Origin of the sequence: Thalassotalea eurytherma (assembly GCF_030161415.1) — a bacterium.
In the GTDB taxonomy this organism is placed as follows: Bacteria; Pseudomonadota; Gammaproteobacteria; order Enterobacterales; family Alteromonadaceae; genus Thalassotalea_G; species Thalassotalea_G eurytherma.
This window is the reverse complement of sequence record NZ_BSSU01000006.1, coordinates 218,503-238,364: the sequence shown is the minus strand read 5'-3', so window position 1 is coordinate 238,364 and position 19,862 is coordinate 218,503. Positions and strand designations below refer to the sequence as shown.

The 19,862-nt window shown below is 40.3% G+C and carries 18 protein-coding genes; 10 read left to right on the top strand and 8 right to left on the bottom strand.

Annotation, left to right across the window (positions count from 1 at the left end; genetic code table 11):
- Positions 1-41: 41 nt before the first annotated feature.
- Complete coding sequence (locus tag QQK02_RS07455; RefSeq protein WP_284207348.1) at positions 42-1,013, top strand: integron integrase; 972 nt, start codon at positions 42-44, stop codon at positions 1,011-1,013.
- Positions 1,014-1,064: 51 nt separating this feature from the next.
- Here the strand turns inward: QQK02_RS07455 and QQK02_RS07450 are convergent, their stop codons facing one another.
- Entirely contained in the window at positions 1,065-2,654 is a 1,590-nt protein-coding gene (locus QQK02_RS07450) for an ABC-F family ATPase (protein WP_284207347.1), read from the bottom strand.
- Between the two features lie 550 nt (positions 2,655-3,204).
- On the opposite strand from QQK02_RS07450, the gene QQK02_RS07445 reads away from it, so the two are divergent.
- Positions 3,205-3,405 carry a hypothetical protein gene (locus QQK02_RS07445; protein ID WP_284207346.1) on the top strand — a complete coding sequence of 67 codons (201 nt, stop codon included), beginning with the start codon at positions 3,205-3,207 and terminating at the stop codon, positions 3,403-3,405.
- Here the strand turns inward: QQK02_RS07445 and QQK02_RS07440 are convergent, their stop codons facing one another.
- On the bottom strand, positions 3,406-5,658 hold the full coding sequence (locus QQK02_RS07440) for a YgiQ family radical SAM protein (RefSeq protein ID WP_284207345.1): 2,253 nt from the start codon (positions 5,656-5,658) through the stop codon (positions 3,406-3,408). It lies immediately after the preceding gene.
- 280 nt (positions 5,659-5,938) lie between these two features.
- Here QQK02_RS07440 and QQK02_RS07435 point away from each other — a divergent pair, with 280 nt between their 5' ends.
- On the top strand, positions 5,939-8,440 hold the full coding sequence (locus QQK02_RS07435; protein WP_284207344.1) for a S9 family peptidase: 2,502 nt from the start codon (positions 5,939-5,941) through the stop codon (positions 8,438-8,440).
- A gap of 51 nt (positions 8,441-8,491) precedes the next feature.
- On the opposite strand, the gene rrtA is transcribed toward QQK02_RS07435, so the two are convergent.
- Positions 8,492-9,082 (bottom strand): rhombosortase, encoded by a 591-nt coding sequence (gene rrtA, locus QQK02_RS07430; RefSeq protein ID WP_284207343.1) that lies wholly within the window; start codon positions 9,080-9,082, stop codon positions 8,492-8,494.
- 157 nt (positions 9,083-9,239) lie between these two features.
- Here rrtA and QQK02_RS07425 point away from each other — a divergent pair, with 157 nt between their 5' ends.
- Both QQK02_RS07425 and ggt read left to right on the top strand, forming a co-directional pair.
- Complete coding sequence (locus QQK02_RS07425; protein ID WP_284207342.1) at positions 9,240-9,863, top strand: tRNA-uridine aminocarboxypropyltransferase; 624 nt, start codon at positions 9,240-9,242, stop codon at positions 9,861-9,863.
- Between the two features lie 6 nt (positions 9,864-9,869).
- Positions 9,870-11,642: a gamma-glutamyltransferase gene (gene ggt / locus QQK02_RS07420; RefSeq protein ID WP_284207341.1), complete on the top strand. Its 1,773-nt coding sequence runs from the start codon at positions 9,870-9,872 to the stop codon at positions 11,640-11,642.
- Positions 11,643-11,724: 82 nt separating this feature from the next.
- On the opposite strand, the gene QQK02_RS07415 is transcribed toward ggt, so the two are convergent.
- Entirely contained in the window at positions 11,725-12,156 is a 432-nt protein-coding gene (locus QQK02_RS07415) for a hypothetical protein (protein ID WP_284207340.1), read from the bottom strand.
- 138 nt (positions 12,157-12,294) lie between these two features.
- Positions 12,295-13,263, bottom strand: coding sequence for a cysteine synthase A (gene cysK, locus QQK02_RS07410; protein ID WP_284207339.1), 969 nt, complete (start codon positions 13,261-13,263; stop codon positions 12,295-12,297).
- Between the two features lie 150 nt (positions 13,264-13,413).
- Between cysK and QQK02_RS07405 the strand changes: the two genes are divergently transcribed.
- From QQK02_RS07405 to QQK02_RS07390, 4 genes are all read left to right on the top strand, one after another.
- The gene (locus QQK02_RS07405; protein WP_284207338.1) at positions 13,414-14,259 is read left to right on the top strand and encodes an AAA family ATPase; all 846 of its coding nucleotides are present in this window, start codon (positions 13,414-13,416) and stop codon (positions 14,257-14,259) included.
- Between the two features lie 5 nt (positions 14,260-14,264).
- The gene (locus tag QQK02_RS07400) at positions 14,265-15,437 is read left to right on the top strand and encodes a vWA domain-containing protein (RefSeq protein ID WP_284207337.1); all 1,173 of its coding nucleotides are present in this window, start codon (positions 14,265-14,267) and stop codon (positions 15,435-15,437) included.
- A gap of 20 nt (positions 15,438-15,457) precedes the next feature.
- Entirely contained in the window at positions 15,458-16,714 is a 1,257-nt protein-coding gene (locus QQK02_RS07395) for an RDD family protein (protein WP_284207336.1), read from the top strand.
- Between the two features lie 61 nt (positions 16,715-16,775).
- Entirely contained in the window at positions 16,776-17,255 is a 480-nt protein-coding gene (locus QQK02_RS07390) for a hypothetical protein (RefSeq protein ID WP_284207354.1), read from the top strand.
- 90 nt (positions 17,256-17,345) lie between these two features.
- On the opposite strand, the gene QQK02_RS07385 is transcribed toward QQK02_RS07390, so the two are convergent.
- Positions 17,346-17,801: a methylglyoxal synthase gene (locus QQK02_RS07385; RefSeq protein WP_284207335.1), complete on the bottom strand. Its 456-nt coding sequence runs from the start codon at positions 17,799-17,801 to the stop codon at positions 17,346-17,348.
- Positions 17,802-17,941: 140 nt separating this feature from the next.
- Between QQK02_RS07385 and QQK02_RS07380 the strand changes: the two genes are divergently transcribed.
- Positions 17,942-18,928 (top strand): glucosaminidase domain-containing protein, encoded by a 987-nt coding sequence (locus tag QQK02_RS07380; protein WP_284207334.1) that lies wholly within the window; start codon positions 17,942-17,944, stop codon positions 18,926-18,928.
- A 49-nt stretch (positions 18,929-18,977) separates the two neighbouring features.
- Here the strand turns inward: QQK02_RS07380 and QQK02_RS07375 are convergent, their stop codons facing one another.
- Positions 18,978-19,373, bottom strand: a complete 396-nt coding sequence (locus tag QQK02_RS07375; RefSeq protein ID WP_284207333.1) for a DUF1761 domain-containing protein — start codon at positions 19,371-19,373, stop codon at positions 18,978-18,980.
- A gap of 50 nt (positions 19,374-19,423) precedes the next feature.
- A complete protein-coding gene (locus QQK02_RS07370; protein ID WP_284207332.1) occupies positions 19,424-19,786 on the bottom strand; it encodes a VOC family protein in 363 nt (120 codons plus the stop codon).
- Between the last annotated feature and the right edge of the window lie 76 nt (positions 19,787-19,862).

Sequence of the window (19,862 nt, the reverse complement as noted above, 5' to 3'; positions counted from 1 at the left end):
ATGAATATACAGTTAATTATTTTTGAATGTGAGGACATTACATGGATTGTAAATCGCCATTTTTATTAAGTATCGTTGAGCAAATGTATACGTTGCGTTATGCGAAAAGAACAATAGAAACATATATCTATTGGATTAAGTATTTTATTCGCTTCAACAATAGGCAGCATCCAGCGCAAATGGGTGATAAAGAAGTCGCACAGTTTTTAAGCTACCTGAGTAACCAGCAACAAGTTGCTACAAAAACACAAGCTGTGGCGTTAAATGCGTTAGTTTTTCTATACCGAGAAATTATCAAATCACCATTGGCAATATCTCTTAATTTTCAAAAAGCTAAGCGAGATAGAAAATTACCTGTTGTACTGACCACGGTTGAAGTTAACCAATTACTGGCGGCTATTCCACAGCAGCATCACCTTGTTGCTAAGTTACTATACGGCAGTGGTCTTCGTCTTATGGAGGCGGTTCGACTGCGTGTGCAAGATATTGATTTTGATTATAACTGTATTCGAATATGGCGGGCAAAAGGTGGCAAGAATAGAACGGTTACTTTGCCAGTATCGCTGGTTCCTTTATTAAACCAGCAAATATTACATGCTAAGCAGTTTTATAAAATTGATTGTATGAACGAAGCGTATGCTGGTGTTTATTTGCCCGACGCATTAAAGCGAAAGTACCCTAATGCAGATATGGAGTTCGGCTGGCATTATTTATTTCCATCAAACAGGTTGTCGATCGACCCCCAATCTAATTTGCTCAGGCGTCATCATGTAAGTGAAACAGGCGTACAAAAATCAATTCGTGCTACAACACGTAAAATGAATATAAACAAAACTGTTAATTGCCATACGTTACGTCATTCATTTGCCACCCATTTATTACAACGTGGCGCTGATATTAGAACAGTGCAAGAACAACTAGGTCATAGCGATGTGCGCACTACACAAATTTACACACATGTTATTGAGCGAGGAGCGAGTGGGGTAAAAAGCCCTCTTGATGAGTTGATATAATATGCATTAAGTACAAGGTTTGTACTTAATGCATGGTTGAACGATTTAGGCTTAATCTTGAGACGCTAAGTATTCGTCGTAAGTGCCGGCAAAGTCTACATAGCCATCAGGTTTTAGTTCGATAATTCGCGTTGCAATACTTGATACAAACTCTCGATCATGCGATACAAACACTAAAGAGCCTTCAAACTTTTCTAATGCTAAGTTTAATGATTCGATCGATTCCATATCTAAGTGGTTTGTTGGCTCATCCATAACGAGAATGTTTGGTTTTTGCATCATGAGCTTGCCAAATAACATTCGGCCTTGTTCACCACCAGAAAGCACTTTTACCGACTTTTTAATATCGTCGGCTGAGAAAAGTAATCGGCCTAAAAAGCCTCGAACAACTTGTTCGTCGTCACCTTCTTTGCGCCATTGGCTCATCCAGTCAAATAACGTCATGTCTTGTTCAAATTCATGGGCGTGATCTTGCGCGTAATAACCAATGTTATGATTTTCTGACCACTTAATCTCACCACTGTTAATGTTTATTTCGTTCATTAACGCTTTTAAGAAGGTCGTTTTACCAATACCGTTTTCACCAATAATCGCTATACGTTCACCAACTTCAGCCATTAGGTTTATGTTTTTAAGAACAGGCACATCAGCTTCATAAGATTGGTTTAGGTTCTCAATTTCTAAAACGTTTCTGAATAGTTTCTTTTCTTGTTCAAAGCGAATAAACGGGTTCACACGGCTAGAAGCTTTCACTTCTTCTAACTGAATTTTATCAATTTGTTTTGCGCGTGATGTTGCTTGTTTTGCTTTTGATGCGTTTGCACTAAAGCGAGCAACGAATGATTGTAGTTCTGAAATTTGTGCTTTCTTTTTAGCATTATCTGCCAACAAACGAGCACGAGCCTGCGTGGCTGCCAACATATATTCGTCGTAGTTACCAGGGAACACTCTAAGTTCACCGTAGTCTAAATCAGCCATGTGTGTACATACACTATTTAAGAAGTGACGGTCATGAGAAATAATAATCATGGTTGAGTCACGCTCATTTAAGGTGTCTTCTAACCATTGAATAGTATGAATATCTAGGTTGTTCGTTGGTTCGTCTAATAATAAAATATCAGGATTTGAGAATAGGGCTTGTGCAAGTAAAACACGTAATTTCCAACCCGGTGCAACGTCACTCATTTTACCGTAGTGCTGTTCAACAGTAATACCAACACCCATGAGTAGTTCGCCAGCTCGGCTTTCAGCGCTGTAACCGTCCATCTCTGCGTACTGAGATTCTAGGTCACCAACTAACATGCCTTCTTCTTCACTCATTTCAGGCAGGGCATAAATGCGATCACGTTCTTCTTTTACAGCCCATAGCTCTGTATGACCCATAATAACCGTATCAACTACTGAGTATTCTTCAAAAGCAAATTGGTCTTGGCGTAATTTACCAATACGTTCATTTGGATCAAGGCTTACATTACCGCTAGTTGCTTCTAAGTCACTACCTAAAATTTTCATAAAGGTTGATTTACCACAACCGTTAGCACCAATTAAACCGTAGCGATTACCACCACCAAATTTTTGAGAAATATTTTCAAACAACGGCTTTGCGCCAAATTGCTGAGTAATGTTGTTTGCAGCAAGCATGAAAGTTCCAAATAACCGAATAAAATTGGGCGCGATTATACATAACAACGTTCAACAAATCTGCACTTGCTGTGCTATTTTTTATCTTTTTTGTGCCTTTAACAAAGCCTGTTTACCTGCGCTAAATTTAATCCGCTCAATAATCGCTTAGCGCAGTGCCATCGTCTATTTGTTTTAACTCATTTTTTGGCTGATATAGCAAGTTTGTAGCAGTTATTTGTTTAGAAAATAATAAACATGCGTATTACTACTCACCTCTAATGAGTGAACACATCAAACATCTCGTCATTTCCTAGAAACAATTAAGCTACCAATAATGATCAAACATTGTTTTCGTTTATGGGGTAGGTGCGCCCGTTATAAGGGGCTAGGGAAGGGCAGTTACTTTAAATTAATGAAATGAAGAAGCTGCTTAACAAACCAGTACCACCTGTTAACAGAATGAAACATCACTTTTGCTTAGTATTTATACAGGCAAATGATGATGTGGTTTTGTGCTCTGTAATGGCAAATTCATCATTGAACAAAATTCAGTGACAGGAAGGTAGCTATGCATCAAATATCACAACAGCAGTTTGAAACGCTGTTATCAGATCAACGTTTAGCCTTACAAACAAGAAGTACAACAATTGGTAAGAATCATCATCAGCTTCACCTTGTGAACAAGCAAGGCGCTATTGTTGCCTCTAAAATCGTCAATTTTAACGTGCAGAAAAAAACAGCTTTTGTTGCTAACCACACGTTAAATTAATTATTTCTTACGTTTTATTTTTGGCGATTTTCTATCATTAAATTGGTTTTCAGTAAAGCGTGTTAGTCCTTGCTTGCCTCTGTTATTACTGCTGCGTTTAACACCTTCACCTTTCTTATAACCTTGTGAATTATTTTTTCCTTTACCACCTTTTTTATAGTGCTGGTGATTTGATTCATTTCTACTTTCAGCCGGCACTAAACAGCCTGGTTTTGAGCCAATAAGTTTTCTAGCTAAGCCCATTTTAGTTAGTGCTTCACGAATAATTGGCCAGTTAGCTGGATCGTGGTAACGCAAAATTGCTTTGTGTAATCTGCGCTGTCTACCACCTTTGGGCACTGGCACCGAGTCACTGTTTTTGTTTACGTTTCTCAGTGAGTTTATTTCCGTATGGTACAACGTTGTTGCATTAGCTAACGGCGACGGATAAAAGTTTTGTACTTGGTCTAACTTAAAGTCATTTTCTTTTAGCCATAGCGCTAAGTTCACCATATCCATATCAGTGGTGCCGGGGTGAGCCGAGATAAAATAAGGTATTAAGTATTGCTTTTTACCAGCCTGACGCGAATATTCGTCAAACATTTTCTTGAATTGGTAGTAGCTGCCCATACCAGGCTTCATCATTTTATTTAATGGGCCATCTTCGGTGTGCTCTGGTGCAATTTTTAAATATCCACCAACATGGTGCGTTGCCAACTCTTTTACGTACTCAGGATCTTCAACGGCTAAGTCGTAACGTACACCTGAAGCTATCAGTACTTTTTTAACGCCTTTTACTTTTCGCGCTTTACGATAAAGGTTGATCGTTGGTGTGTGATCCGTATCTAAATGACCACAAATAGTAGGCCAAACACACGATGGCTTTCTGCAGGTAGCTTGTGCTTTAGGGCTTTTACAGTTCAACTGGTACATGTTGGCTGTAGGGCCACCTAAATCACTAATAACACCCGTAAAACCAGGTACTTTTTCTTTGATATCTTCAATTTCTTGCAAGATACTTTCTTCAGATCGGCTTTGAATAATTCGACCTTCGTGCTCGGTAATCGAGCAGAATGTACAACCGCCAAAGCAACCACGCATGATATTGATCGAGGTTTTGATCATGTCATAAGCAGGAATTTTCGCATCACCATATGAAGGGTGTGGTACTCGTTGATACGGTAAGCCAAATACACCGTCCATTTCTTCTTCGCTAAGCGGGTAGGCTGGTGGGTTTAACCAAATTATTCTGTCGCCGTGTTTTTGCACTAATGGCTTGGCTGAGCCTGGGTTAACTTCTTGGTGGAAAATACGAGAAGCGTGAGCATATAACACTTTGTTGTCTTTAACTTGTTCAAAGGTAGGTAAGTTAATATAGGTTGTTAACCATGGCTTTTTCTTATCTGCCCAAGATTTATTTCGATAATCTGCAATTTGTACCGGCTGTGCTGCTTTTGTCACGTCTGTTGCGTCGTCGCTTTCTGCTTTGTTCTCGTCACAACTTGTTGGTGTAATTTCTTGATAGGGGCTAACGATAGGGTCTATTTTGCCTGGCTTATCAATTGAACGAGAGTCAATGCCGTGCCAGCCTGGTAATGCTTGCTTGGCTAAAAATGCCGTACCGCGAATATCAGTAATGTCTTTTATCTCTTCACCACGGGCAATACGATGACTTACTTCAACCAGTGGGCGCTCAGCGTTACCGTAAATTAAAATATCGGCTTTTGCGTCAAATAAAATAGAACGACGAACTTTTTCTGACCAGTAATCAAAATGAGCAATACGTCGCAAACTTGCTTCTATGCCACCAATCACAACGGGCACATCTTTAAATGCTTCTTTACAACGTTGAGAATAAACTAACACCGCGCGATCAGGGCGTTTGCCGCCTTCGTTGTTTGGCGTGTAGGCATCATCGTGGCGTATACGTCGTTCTGCGGTATATCGGTTGATCATTGAATCCATATTGCCGGCGGTAACACCAAAATATAGATTAGGCTTACCCAACGCCATGAAGGCGTCTTTTGAGTGCCATTGTGGTTGCGCAATAATACCAACACGAAAGCCTTGCGATTCAAGCATACGACCAATAACAGCCATACCAAAACTTGGGTGATCTACATAGGCATCACCCGTTACTAAAACAATATCGCAACTGTCCCAACCTAATTCGTCCATCTCTTTGCGAGACGTCGGCAAAAATGGCGCAGTGCCATAACATTCTGCCCAGTACTTGGGATAGTCAAACAAAGTGGTTTTAGGTAATGGGATCATTAAGTTGCCTTCATCGCCGTGATAAAAAATAAGCTAACGGGTGTTAGCCAAATTACAAGGGGGCAAATTATAGCAAATTTAATCAAACTACGTATGATTTTTGCGGATTGGATTGTAAGTAAAGCAAACTTGCTAGGCGCAGATACAATTTAAACGTAAATTGTTAGCCTTTGGTCGAAAAACTTGTTCTAAGCGCTTGCACTATTGCCGATAGAACATAAGATGAATGCAATATTTATCAAGCAATGCCAAATTGCTATTTAACAAAAAGAAACGAACAATGAAGCGACAATTATTATCTCTTGCCATTGCAGTGTCTCTATCTGCTTGTGGCTCAACTTCTTCGCCTAATCTTTCAACACCTGATACAACAGCGCAAACCTCAGCACCGCAAACTCAGCAATCTAGCCCGCAACAAATGGTGTTACCAACGAAAGCCCAAGCTGTGTTAGCAAATGGTGAGCAAGTTATTACCCTTGAAAAAATCATGTCAGACCCAGATTGGATGGGACGTCAGCCTGAATCATGGTATTGGGGTGATGACTCTAGTACGATTTTGTATAAGCAAAAGCGTGAAGGCAATCCATTGCGCGACTTATATCAGCAATCTTTGAACAATCAAGCTGGCGCAGAAACAGTTAAGTTAGCACAATTGCATGTCGCTTCAGATCGATTTGCGCGCACGAACAAAGCGGGCACTCATGAAGTTTACACGTTTAGCGGTAATGTTTTTGTTAAAGAAATAGCGAGCCAAAAAGTACAGCAGTTAACGTATACCTCAGCGACTGAGCGTGATGCGATGTTCCTTACTACTGGTGAGGTTGCTTACCGTGTTGGCGATAAGTTCTTTAAGCATAATATCGCGAAAAATAGAATTGTTGAGCTGGCGAGTTTATTAACGCGTGAAGCACCTAGCATGAGCGAGCCAACGACATATATCGCCAAAGAGCAACATGAATTAATTGATTATGTAGCATTACAAAAACGTAATAGTGAATTGCGTGCTGAGCAAGCAGACCAATTGAAAGCGCAAAATAGCTCAGTAACAACAACTGAGTTCTATTTTGGCAAAGGTAATCGTGTTGCATACGCTAGCTTGTCGCCAAAAGGTGACAAAATGGTGGTAAGTATTACTAAGGCAGGGCCAACACGTGCTAAGTCTGACATCATGCCAAACTACGTAACAAGTGACGGCAACATTGAGCCAGAGCGTGTTCGCCACCGCGTTGCAGATAACCGCAAATACAAAGAAGCGTTATTCTTACTTGATCTTAAATCAGGCCAAAAGTTTCCACTAAGCTTTGATCAATTACCTGGTTACGACGAAGATGTTTTAGCAAGTGTACGAGAAGAAAACTACAAACGTGAAGGGAAAACTTACGAGTCGAAAAAGTCTCCTCGAAACATTCATGTTATGCGCATGTGGAACCCGATCAAATGGCAAGAAGATGGTCAGCAAGTTGGTGTGATGCTAGAAGCATGGGACAACAAAGATCGTTGGTTGGCAACGGTTGATTTACTACAAAACAAATTAACCAATCAACACCGATTACATGATGATGCTTGGGTAAACTATAGCTTCAACGAGTTTGGCTGGTTAGATGATTCAAATACATTGTATTTCTTGTCAGAACATTCAGGATATTCGCACCTTTATACGAAGTCGCTAAAAGGTAACGTTAAGGCGTTAACATCAGGACAATTTGAAGTAAGCGATTTAACGCTGAACAAAGATGAAAGCGCAATTTACTTTAAAGCAAATGTGAAACACCCAGGTATTTATGAAATCTATAAAGTACCAACTAAGGGTGGTGATATTGTTGCCTTAACCGACCTAGGTGGCATGAACGACTATGCCCTAAGCCCTGATGAGTCAAAGTTACTCATTGAACACTCAAGTGTAACAATGCCGCCAGAGTTATTTGTTGTCGATATGGGCAGCAATGCTCAAGTACAGCAAGTAACTTATACTGTTTCTGATGAATTTAAGTCGATGCCATTTGTTGCGCCGTCGATTGTCGCTGTTCCGTCTTCACACCAAGATGAGCCAGTATATTCACGCGTATATCTGCCGAAAGGGTTTAATGAATCAGCTGAAAAGCACCGTGCAGTCATGTTTAACCATGGCGCGGGTTACTTGCAAAATTCTCACTTAGGTTGGTCTGGTTACTTTAGAGAGTACATGTTCCATTCAATGCTTGCTCAGCAAGGCTATGTTGTTATTGATATGGATTTCCGTGCATCGAAAGGCTACGGCCGAGATTGGCGTACGGCAATTTACCGCCACATGGGTAAGCCTGAAGTGCAAGACATGTTAGACGGTGTAGAGTGGTTAGTAGAAAATGCCAATGTTGACCGCGAACGTGTCGGTACCTATGGTGGCTCTTACGGTGGTTTCTTAACCTTGATGGCGCTGTTTAATGAACCAGATACATTCCAATCAGGCTCGGCGCTACGTTTAGTATCAGATTGGGCATACTATAACCATGGTTATACCTCGAACATTCTAAACACGCCAGAAGATGACAAAATTGCTTACGAGCGTAGTTCACCAATTTACTTTGCTGAAGGGTTAACTAAGCCATTATTGATCAATGCACCCATGGTAGATGACAATGTATTTTTCCAAGACAGTGTGCGTTTAGTACAACGTTTAATTGAATTAGAAAAAGAAGACTTTGAAACAGCCATTTACCCAGTAGAGCCACACGGTTTTGTTCAACCAAGCTCATGGTTAGATGAATACCGCAGAATTTATAAGTTGTTTGAACAAACGCTATAATTAACGCAGCGTTTTAATGAGTAATAGGAGCAGGGTAGCACTACCTTGCTCCTATTTTTTTGACCAGATTCTTTCTAGGAAAAAGCTAATACCACCGCCAATTGCGCCAAATAAATGCGCGTTCACTGCCACATTCATTTCTATCAGCTTTACAACATCCTCACTCGCGCCAAAGGTTTGCTCGTAACCAACTTTACCTATAGTTGCTAACAGCAAAAAATAGCCCATGGTGTGTTTCTGTTTGATGTCTTGTAGCGCGCCCCAAACAATAATGCCGTGTAAAATGCCTGACAATCCTACGTAAATCTCAATCTGTGGACTGACAAAAAACATTCCTAACGCGGTGGTTAAGCTACCAATAACAAATAACTGCGCGTAATGTTGATAACGATAGTAATCGCCATGCAATAACCATAAACACCATAAGCCAAGTAGGTTCATGATTAGATGATTGTCGTTAGCATGGAAAAACTGTCCGGTGAACAGTCGCCAATATTCACCGTTAGCAATTTTACTGTGGTAGTAACCAAACAGGTTAAACAACGAAGACTCGAAGAAAAAACAACTGATACTAATAAAAGTGATGATAACAACAAGCAACCATTGCTGAGGTTGGCGTGGCAAAGAAGAAAACAGCGACATAACTAATGAATTTGATAAAGATTAGTACAGCAGATTAACAAGCTTACACGGCAAGATAAAGCGACAATCATCGACATCATAAATTGGCAGCCAATTTTACTTAACACAGCCACTTAGCAGACATACAATACCCGCATCATTATTTACTTAGAACGTTATGTCAGAACATTCGGAAAAACGTCGTTATTGCGATACTTGCCAGCGACCTATGAGCGCCTGTATTTGTAAATTTACCTGTGCCACAGACAATCAGGTGCGAGTACTGGTGTTGCAACACCCAACTGAAGTCAAACAAACCAAAGGCACTGTTGGGCTATTGGCGCAATCATTATCCAACATTGAAGTGATTGTCGGAGAAGACTTTAGTGACAATGAGCAGGTAAACCAATTTATTGAAGCTAATCAGCCTTGTTATTTACTTTACCCAAATGAAAACGCACAAGTGCTTGGCCAGTTTACTGACGGCGATAAACAGACACCCAAAAGTCTCATCTTGTTAGATGGCACATGGAAAAAAGCCTATCGCATGTTTCAGTTGTCGAAAAACTTGCATCAATTACCAAGTGTGGTGTTGCCTGAAGGAATTGAATGTTTATACCAAATACGTAAGACAAGTAAGAAACAGGCACTGTCAAGTTATGAGGCCTGCGTAAATGCACTTGCATTACTAGAGCAAGATCAGGCAAAGTACCAAAATATGTTAGATAACTTTATTAAATTCAATGAATTTCAGTTGTCATTTACACCAAGTCATCATCACTCATCGACCAAAGGTGAATAAGTTTTTATGAAAATTAATCAAGCGGTTTGTACCTTATTTAAATCGTCTGTCATAGCGTTAGCGCTCTTTTCCAACAATGTTATAGCTAAAGATAATTTACCAAGAGAGGTTAGAGAGCCTGAAGCGGCTACCGGGTATGAACAAAAACAAGGTGTTATCGGCAGCACCTATATGGCAGCTGCCGCAAACCCTTATGCAAGTGAAGCTGGCCGTAATGTGCTAGCTAAAGGTGGCAGTGCGATTGACGCTGCGATTGCAATTCAAATGGTGTTAACGCTGGTAGAGCCGCAATCGTCAGGTATTGGTGGTGGCGCATTCATTCTGCATTTTGATAATGAGGCTAATCGACTGACAACATTTGATGGCAGAGAAACAGCACCAAAGTCAGCTACACCTGATTTATTTCTTGGTAAAGATGGTAAGCCTGCTCGTTGGATTGAAGCTGTTGTTGGTGGACGTTCGGTTGGGGTGCCCGGTGTACTGGCTGCGTTAAAAAAAGCCCATGAACAATACGGCACGTTGCCGTGGGGCGAGTTATTTGATGATGCAATCACACTGGCAGACAATGGCTTTATTGTCTCGCCTCGTTTAGCAAAATTAGTGGCGATGAAGTTTAACCCGGGTATTACTCAACTCCCTGAGATTTCAAATTACTTTTTCCCTGAAGGAGAGGTTATTCAAGCTGGCGATGTGTTGGTGAATAAGCCTTTAGCGAAAGTGTTTAGATCACTAGCTAAAGATGGGGTAGCACCGTTTTACTCAGGTTGGATTGCTAAAGATATCGTTAAGAAAGTGCGTCACGCGCAAATTGAGCCAGGCCGCTTAACGTTAGCAGATATGAAAGGTTATCAAGCGAACGAACAAAAAGCCGTCTGTGGCCCTTATCGCCAATACAAAGTGTGTGGTATGGCGCCGCCAAGTTCAGGTGGTATAGCGGTTGTGCAAATGCTTGCCTTGTTAGAGCGTTTTGATATGCCATCGATCGCGGCAAACTCATTAGATGCCGTGCATTTATTTACACAAAGCTCGCGTTTAGCTTTTGCAGATCGTGATAAATACGTGGCTGATCCTGCATTTGTTGAAATGCCGATTGATGGTTTGCTTGCACCAAAGTATATCGCAGCACGCTCTGAGTTAATCAACCCTAAAAAAGATATGGGCAAGGCCTTTGCTGGCGAACCAGAAGGCGCCTTTGCATTTGCTGATAATGATAGCTTTGAATTGCCATCAACCAGTCATATTGTCGTGGTAGATGCTAACGGCAATGCCATTTCTATGACAAGTTCAATTGAAATGGCTTTTGGCTCAGCGTTAATGGTGAACGGTTTTATCTTAAACAACCAATTAACAGATTTTGCACTGTCGCCAATGCGCGATGGTAAGTGGGTAGCAAACCGCGTTGAAGGCAACAAACGTCCGAGAAGTTCAATGGCACCTATGATGGTATTTAATCCTGACGGTAGTTTAAAGCTGGCGATTGGCTCTCCTGGCGGTAGTCGAATTATTAACTACGTTGCGCATACCATGATTGGTATTTTAGATTGGCAATTAACCCCGCAAGAAGCGATTAATTTGCCACGTGTTACTAACCGAAATAAGGTGACGACATTAGAGCAAGCATCCGAATTAGTGACATTAAAGCCAATGCTTGAAGCAATGGGACATAAGGTGTCTGTCAGAAGCTTAAATTCAGGTATTCAAGCCATTGCCGTCAATAAAGATAAGCAGCTTGTTGGTGGTGCTGATCCGCGCCGAGAAGGAAAAGTGTTTGCCAAGTAAAAGGCTTTTTGTTTACTAAATTACGGATAAAATAAAAGGGCAGTGTAATCAGATTACGCTGCCCGTTTTTTTATCAATACATTTAGAATGGATCTTTTAAAATTTTATCAATAATCCATTTGCCATCAACTTGCTTTAACGCAATACGCTTCACGTCTCGATGTTTTTCACCCAAGTAAGTACCATCAAAGTACAAAGTAACGTTAGCACTGTCTTTAAATTGCTCACGTACTTTTACACCGCTATCGTCTGGCGTGACTTTTACTTCATCGTAGCGCATGTTAAATAAATGACGGGCTACGGCTTCTGGAGCGTGATAATGCAAAACAATACGAGCAAGTTTAGGACTACATACACTTGCTGCTTTTTTTACGTTTTTCTCATTGTATAGCGCGTTAAAAAACTCTACGGCAACGATTTCAGGGTTTGCTATTTCAGTAATGTCCTCTTCTTCTGAACAACCTAATAGTATGAAAGAAAACAATAAAACTGATATTTTTGCTAAGGTATTCATCTGTATTATTCGTAATTAGTTACATCCATTTAATTTCATCATAACTAATTTTTGATAAATGAACAGTGTTGTACGTGGTTTAAAAACAAAAAAAAGCACCATGTGGTGCTTTTTTATACGTTTTTTGCAATGTACTTATTACTGAACAAGCTCTTTGTCTGAAAATGAATCAGTAAATAGTGGGCTTGATAAGTAACGCTCAGCAGAGCTAGGTAAGATAACAACAATGTTTTTACCTTCGTTCTCTGGTTGCTGCGCTAAACGTTTAGCTGCAACAACCGCTGCACCAGAAGAGATACCTGCAAGAATACCTTCTTGACGCATTAATAAATGTGCCATTTCCATTGCTTCGTCGTTAGAAACTTGCTCAACACCGTCAATCACATCTAGGTCTAGGTTGCCTGGAATAAAGCCAGCACCAATACCTTGGATCTTATGAGGGCCAGGCTTAACTTCTTCACCAGCAAGCGTTTGGCTGATCACTGGAGAGTCAGTTGGTTCAACAGCGATTGATTTAATAGCTTTGCCTTGTGTATTCTTGATATAACGACTAACACCCGTGATGGTGCCACCCGTACCAACACCTGCAACAAAGATATCAATGTTACCGTCAGTATCTTCCCAAATTTCAGGGCCTGTAGTTTGCTCATGAATTTCTGGGTTAGCTGGGTTGTCAAATTGACCTAATAATACGTATTTCTCAGCATCTGAATCAGCAATTTCTTTTGCCTTTTCAATAGCGCCTTTCATGCCTTTAGCACCTTCAGTTAGTTCTAACTTAGCGCCGAGTGCAGCAAGTAACTTACGACGCTCTAAACTCATTGTGTTTGGCATAGTTAACGTAATAGCGTAACCACGTGCTGCAGCTACAAACGCTAATGCAATACCTGTGTTACCACTGGTAGGCTCAATAATTTCTTTACCTTGGGTTAAAACACCACGCTTCTCAGCGTCCCAAATCATATTTGCGCCGATACGACACTTCACTGAAAAGCTTGGGTTGCGTGCTTCAATTTTTGCGTAAACATTACCGCCAGTTACGCGATTTAACTTCACTAAAGGCGTTTTGCCAATAGCAGTTGAATTGTCTTGGTATATGCTAGCCATTTCAAATCCTATGGAATATTTTTCTTAACTCGTTAAGATTAGCCTTTATCTCAATAAAAAGAAGTGATTTTTAGTTATAACATATATGCAAAAAAGTTATAAAGAAATAGCTAAGCATCACAAATTATATTCAAAAAGGTTAAATAGTTTATGACGGCATTTAAGGGCACGAGTAATTACATCGCTTCAGACGATCTTCAATTAGCGGTAAACGCGGCAATTCATTTAGAGCGCCCATTATTAATCAAAGGCGAGCCAGGTACTGGTAAAACGCTGCTGGCTGAAGAGCTTGCAGCAAGTTTAGGTACGGAACTTATTTCGTGGCATATAAAGTCTACAACCAAAGCACAACAAGGCCTTTATGAATATGATGCGGTATCACGATTACGTGATAGTCAGCTTGGTGACGACAAAGTACATGATATTGCTAACTACATTGTTAAAGGTAAATTGTGGCATGCATTTACTAAAGATTATCGTCCAGTATTGCTGATTGATGAGATTGATAAAGCCGACATTGAGTTCCCTAATGATTTACTTCAAGAGCTTGATCGTATGGAATTTTTTGTTTACGAGACGCAAGAAAAAGTTGTCGCGGCGCAGCGCCCAATCGTGATTATTACGTCAAACAATGAAAAAGAATTACCTGACGCATTCTTACGTCGTTGTTTTTTCCATTATATTAAATTCCCTGAAGCACAAGAAATGCAGGCAATTGTTGACGTACATTTTCCAACCATTAAAAAAGACTTGCTAGATGAAGCGCTTGCCATGTTCTTTGATTTGCGTGAAATTCCGGGTTTAAAGAAAAAGCCATCAACATCTGAGTTAATTGATTGGTTGAAGCTGTTATTGGCAGAAGATGTAGATCCTGAGCTTATCAAAGAAAAACGTCAGAATAAGGTCATTCCACCGCTACACGGTGCTTTGTTGAAAAATGAACAAGACGTTCACCTTTTTGAAAAACTTGCTTTCATGCAACGTGCAGGTCGCTAAACAAGATGCTAATAAGTTTCTTTTTTAAACTTAGAGAATATAAAGTTCCGTGTACCTTGCGTGAATTGCTCGATTTACTGCGTGCTTTAGAGCAACACTTAGTGTTTGCTGATATGAATGCGTTTTATTCATTGAGCCGAACCATTATGGTTAAAGATGAGCGCTTTTATGATCGTTTTGACCGCGCATTTGCCGACTATTTTGAAGGTGTTGAATCGTTAGAGCTTGATCTGTCTGAAATTCCTCAGTCGTGGCTAGAAAAGCAAATGGAAAAGTTGCTAACCGACGAAGAGAAAAAACAGATAGAAGCGTTAGGCGGTTTTGATAAGCTGATGGAAACCCTAGCTGAACGCCTAAAAGAGCAAGAGAAACGTCACCAAGGTGGTAATAAATGGATAGGTACAGGAGGTACTTCGCCTTTTGGTGCTTATGGTTATAATCCTGAAGGTGTCAGAATAGGACAAAAAGAATCACGCCACCGTCGTGCTGCAAAAGTTTGGGATAAACGAGCGTTTAAGAACCTAGACCACGAAGTTGAAATTGGTACACGAAATATCAAAGTCGCGCTGAGAAAACTCAGACAGTTTGCTCGTACGGGCGCAAGCGAAGAGCTTGATATGGATGATACTATTTCGGCGACTGCGAAAAATGCGGGCTACTTAGATTTAAAAATGAAGCCCGAACGCCATAATGCGGTAAAACTCTTGATGTTTTTTGATATCGGTGGTTCGATGGATGACTATATTAAAGAGTGCGAGCAACTCTTTAGTGCTGTTCATACTGAATTCAAACATTTGGAGTTTTTCTATTTTCATAACTGTGTCTATGAAAAAGTATGGAAAAATAATCACAGGCGCCACAGTGAAACAATTGACCTATATGATGTTTTACACAAATACTCGAGTGATTATAAAGTGATTTTTGTTGGTGATGCCACGATGGGACCTTATGAAATAACCTACCCAGGTGGCAGTGTTGAACACTGGAATCAAGAGCCTGGCTCGGTTTGGCTAGGCAGAATGCTGGAACATTTTGATAAGGCGATATGGTTAAACCCTCAACCTGAAGAAGCGTGGCGTTATTATCATTCGATTGGCATTATCAATGAGATATTTGAACAACGAATGTTTGGTTTAACCGTCTCAGGGTTGACGCAAGGTATTAAAAAATTGCTTTAATCTTCTCTTAAAGGATTGCTATGAGCGAAAATAATAATAAGACAGAACATCCGCTAAAAGACGAACAACAAGCTAACGAAGCGATATTGTCTAAAAACGACACCATGAAGGTATTAACGCCTTTTGCGTTTAAGGTTGATCAATCGCTTTTTGGCTTATCTTTAGCGACCCCGTCAAGACGTTTGATTGCACTGTGTATCGATTTATTTTTAGTGGCGTTGTTAAGTGATGCGCCCGGTGAGTTGCTGGCCATCTTTTTGGCGATTACATTCTATCGAGTCTCTAAAGTTAAATTTGATAATAGTCTGCACGCGCAAGCTGACGGTCGAGCGGTAAAAGGCCGTAAACGCAAAAAATTCGCCCGTTGGTTATCAGCCTTTTTCTTGTTTATTGCGTTAATTAATATTTTACCTGCGCTAATTGACCCGATAAATCAATCTGAGCAAGTTGTCGAAACAAGCAATACTGAGCCGGTTTTACAAAACGACGAAGAGCTTTCTGTTGAGCAGGCCATTGCGTTAACTGCGACAACAGGCGTAATTATTAAAACCATGCACGATAACCCTTGTGAAACGTTAACGTGTTGGCAAGAAGCGTTGCCTAAACAACTCAGTTTACTTGACGGTATTCCGTTTAAGCAAAAAGTGTTAAGTGAGCTCTATGAGGAACTTGCCGACAATACAACCTTGTCTGAAGACGATAAACGTCAATTAGCGGCATTTCTAGTTGAGTATCATCAACAACACCTTTTAACGACAGAGCAAGAGGCTGTGCAAAAACAATCAGAAGCTATCGAAACCAATGATACAGCGTTAACGAGTGAGATTAATATCGACGAAAATAGTGAGCTTGCTAACGCACAAGCACCTCAGGTAGTTGATGTTGAGCCAAGCGAAACTAAGAAAAGCAAACCGGTGTATTCAATCGTTAAATATATTGAAGGCTTGATCCAAGACTTAGGGTTAGGCTTTGGTTGGGCCGCGTTTTATTTTACCGTGTTTACATCAGCATGGCATGGTCAAACGCCAGGTAAAAAGCTATTAGGCATTCGTGTTATTCAATTAGATGGCACACCTTTATCGCTGTGGGATAGTTTCGGCCGTTATGGTGGTTATGGCGCAGGTATTGCGACAGGGATGCTAGGCTTTTTACAGGTGTTTTGGGACGCTAATCGTCAGGCAATACACGATAAAATATCTGCTACAGTAGTAATAGATCACGAGCGTAAATCAACATCGGTATCGACGGTTGATAATGCAACAAAAAATGAAGCGTAGGAAAATAATAATGATAAAACAACAGCTGTTAAAAATAACCTTACTGGTATTAATCTTTTTGATGAGTACTGGTGTTATGGCGAAAGACTTTGCCAAAGAGCTGGCGATATTTAATGGTTACCTAGGGACGTGGGAGTCTAACTTTGCTGTTGCTGAAGGCCAAGCCCCAGTATTTGATGTATCAAGGTGGGAGAGGGTGCTTAATGGCAAAGCGTTGCGCACTTTGCATTCGATAAATGAAGGTGAATACGGCGGTGAGTCAATTATCTTTTATGATACGACGAAACAGGCATTAGTCTTTTACTACTTTACGACTGCAAACTTCCACACAACAGGTACGCTTGAGATTATTGATGAAAACACGTTTGCTGCCTATGAAGATGTTACAGGTAATGAAAATGGCATCACTCAGGTGAAATCTGTCAGTAAATTACTTGGCGATAAAATGATGGTCTCTACATCTTATTTAAAAAACGGTGAATGGACGAAAGAGCAAAGTCGCACTTATACGAGAAGCAACAAAACCGTCGTATTTAAATAACGCTCAATTATCTAAACAAAAAACCACCTCATTTACGGTGGTTTTTTACGTTTACGAGTAGCAAAAGCACTCGCTAATCAAGTGGCTTGATCAGGTTCTTTGTGCAATATATTTATTGTAATCAGGCACCGATTTTTCATAGCTTTCATCAAACAATGATGAGGTAATTAAGAAGTCTGCTGACGCTTGATTACAGGCTACCGGAATATTCCATACAGCGGCCAAACGCAATAGCGCTTTCACGTCAGGATCATGAGGTTGTGCTTCTAACGGATCCCAGAAAAACACCATCATATCAACTTTTTGTTCGGTAATAAGCGCACCGATCTGTTGGTCGCCCCCTAATGGACCACTAATCAAGGAAGTGATCGGCAGACCTGTTTCTTTTTGCAATAGCTTCCCTGTTGTACCTGTTGCATATAACGTGTGGTTGGCTAGTTTATTTGTGTATTTTTTACACCAAGCCATTAGATCTGGTTTCATGTTGTCATGAGCAACAAGCGCAATGTTCTTATTGGCATTACTGTTAATTATTTTATATTCCACAGTCTTCTCTGGATTGTGATTGATGGTTATTTTTTAACATGTTTAGAAAGTTTTGACACACCATTTGTTGTGTTTTTCTCAATAGTTCGCAATCATGAAGATAAATTTGATCGGACATTTGCACTCACCTTAGGGGCGTTATGAAAAAACACATCATTTTATTTTCAATGTTAAGCCTAAGTTTTTTATTTAGTTGTGAGCAGCAAAAAGATGCGAAGGAAGATAGCGCTGAGCAAACAGTTAACCCTCAAAATGCGACTGATTTAAAAACTAACATTAATCTATCAAACTATGCCGATAATCAGGGTTCTACGAAAGTCGTTTATATTAATTCGCTTGACGAGCTCTATGCCTTATTTAAAGCGCATCGTTACACCCGTGAAGATTGGGCGTTAGGTCATAAACAAGTGCCAAGAATCGTTTTTACGAAAGTGAATGAACAGTGGCAGCATTCATCATCTTCGATGCCAGTTAACGTGAAAAAAGAAGTGTTTTTTCGCTTAATGGCGCCATTGGTTTTAATGGCAAATGAAGACATTATGCAGCTACGTCAGTCGGTTATTGACAATACACTCGCTGATGAGCAGTTGCGTCAATTAATGGTGCAATATCGGGTGATAAAACAAGAAGCGAATGCAGCTATAACTGAGCAGCATAAGTCGGCGTTACTTGCGCGTCTTGATATTATTCCGCCATCTTTAGCCTTAGCACAAGCGGCAGAAGAAAGCGGTTGGGCAACCTCCCGATTTACCCTCGAAGGTAATGCATTTTTTGGCCAGTGGGACTATTCAGGCCAAGGCATGGTGCCTAAATCACAGCGTAAGGAGTTGGGTAATTATGGTATTGCCCGTTTTGATACGCCGTTAGACTCGGTGAAAGGTTATGCCCTTAATATTAACCGCGGTCATGCCTATGAAAAGCTAAGAGCGCTAAGGGCAAAGCTTCGGGAACAAGAACAACCTATTACGGGGCTTGAATTGGCACAAACACTTGATAAATATTCTGAACGTGGCCAAGCTTATATCGATTCGATTTCATCGATGATTCGTTACAACAAGCTGATGTTTATTGATGAAGCTTGGTTAAGCGACGGACAAACCATTATTATCAAATCGGGAAACGAATAAAAAAGGGTTCATCATGCTGAACCCTTTTTGAACGTTATTACTGAAAAGCTTATGCCGGCCAATATGCGTAAACTAAGGCAAACAATAAAAATTGACCTAAATGGTAACCGCCATCAATCGCTAATAATAAAAAGCTCTTATTTGAAAACTGGTAGTTGATACCAAAACTCATGGCGACAAAGCCAATACCAACGATCAATGCGTAGTGAATCGCCATCATTAGTGAAGGGTTTTGCCCAACTAAGCTAGCAAAACAAAACGCTGCAATGACAGAAAATACAAAAGCAAAACCAAACACTTTGCCAGGATGGCCAGCTTGTGTTTCATCAAAACCCGATTCTCTCATCCATGCTTTGCCAAACAAAACAGGGGAGTACCAAAGACCACCCAAGATAAAGCTTGAAACAGCGGCTACTAACACCGCGATATAGTTAACATCAAACATATATTTCTCTCTTATTCTTATTGGTTTTTGTAGGTATTTGAATGTATGTCTTATTCACTATGAAGCGCAATTCTATTGCCTTCAGAATCAATAACGACGACACGTTTTCCGTGAGCCCCCATATCCATAAAGGGTTCATCAACACTGCCACCATGTGCAATCGCTTGTTCAGTAGCAGCTTCTATTCGGCCATTGACATTAAAATAAAGTAATGGCCCTGACTTGGTGATTTTGCTTTCATCAACTTCAATTAAACAGCCTGATACATTGGTGTTTGCATGAGGTAATAAACCAAAGGCACAGCCTTCATAGGCTTCCTTTTTAACTTCATTTCCTAATACGGCAGAATAAAAGCTAATCGCTCTATCTAAATTAACGACTGGCATGTCAACCCAAACTATTTGATTATCCATGATATTTCCCTTTTATGGTGCTTCACTAACTATTCATTATGTTTTAGGTTTTCGCAAGATTTTAAACTGACCATTA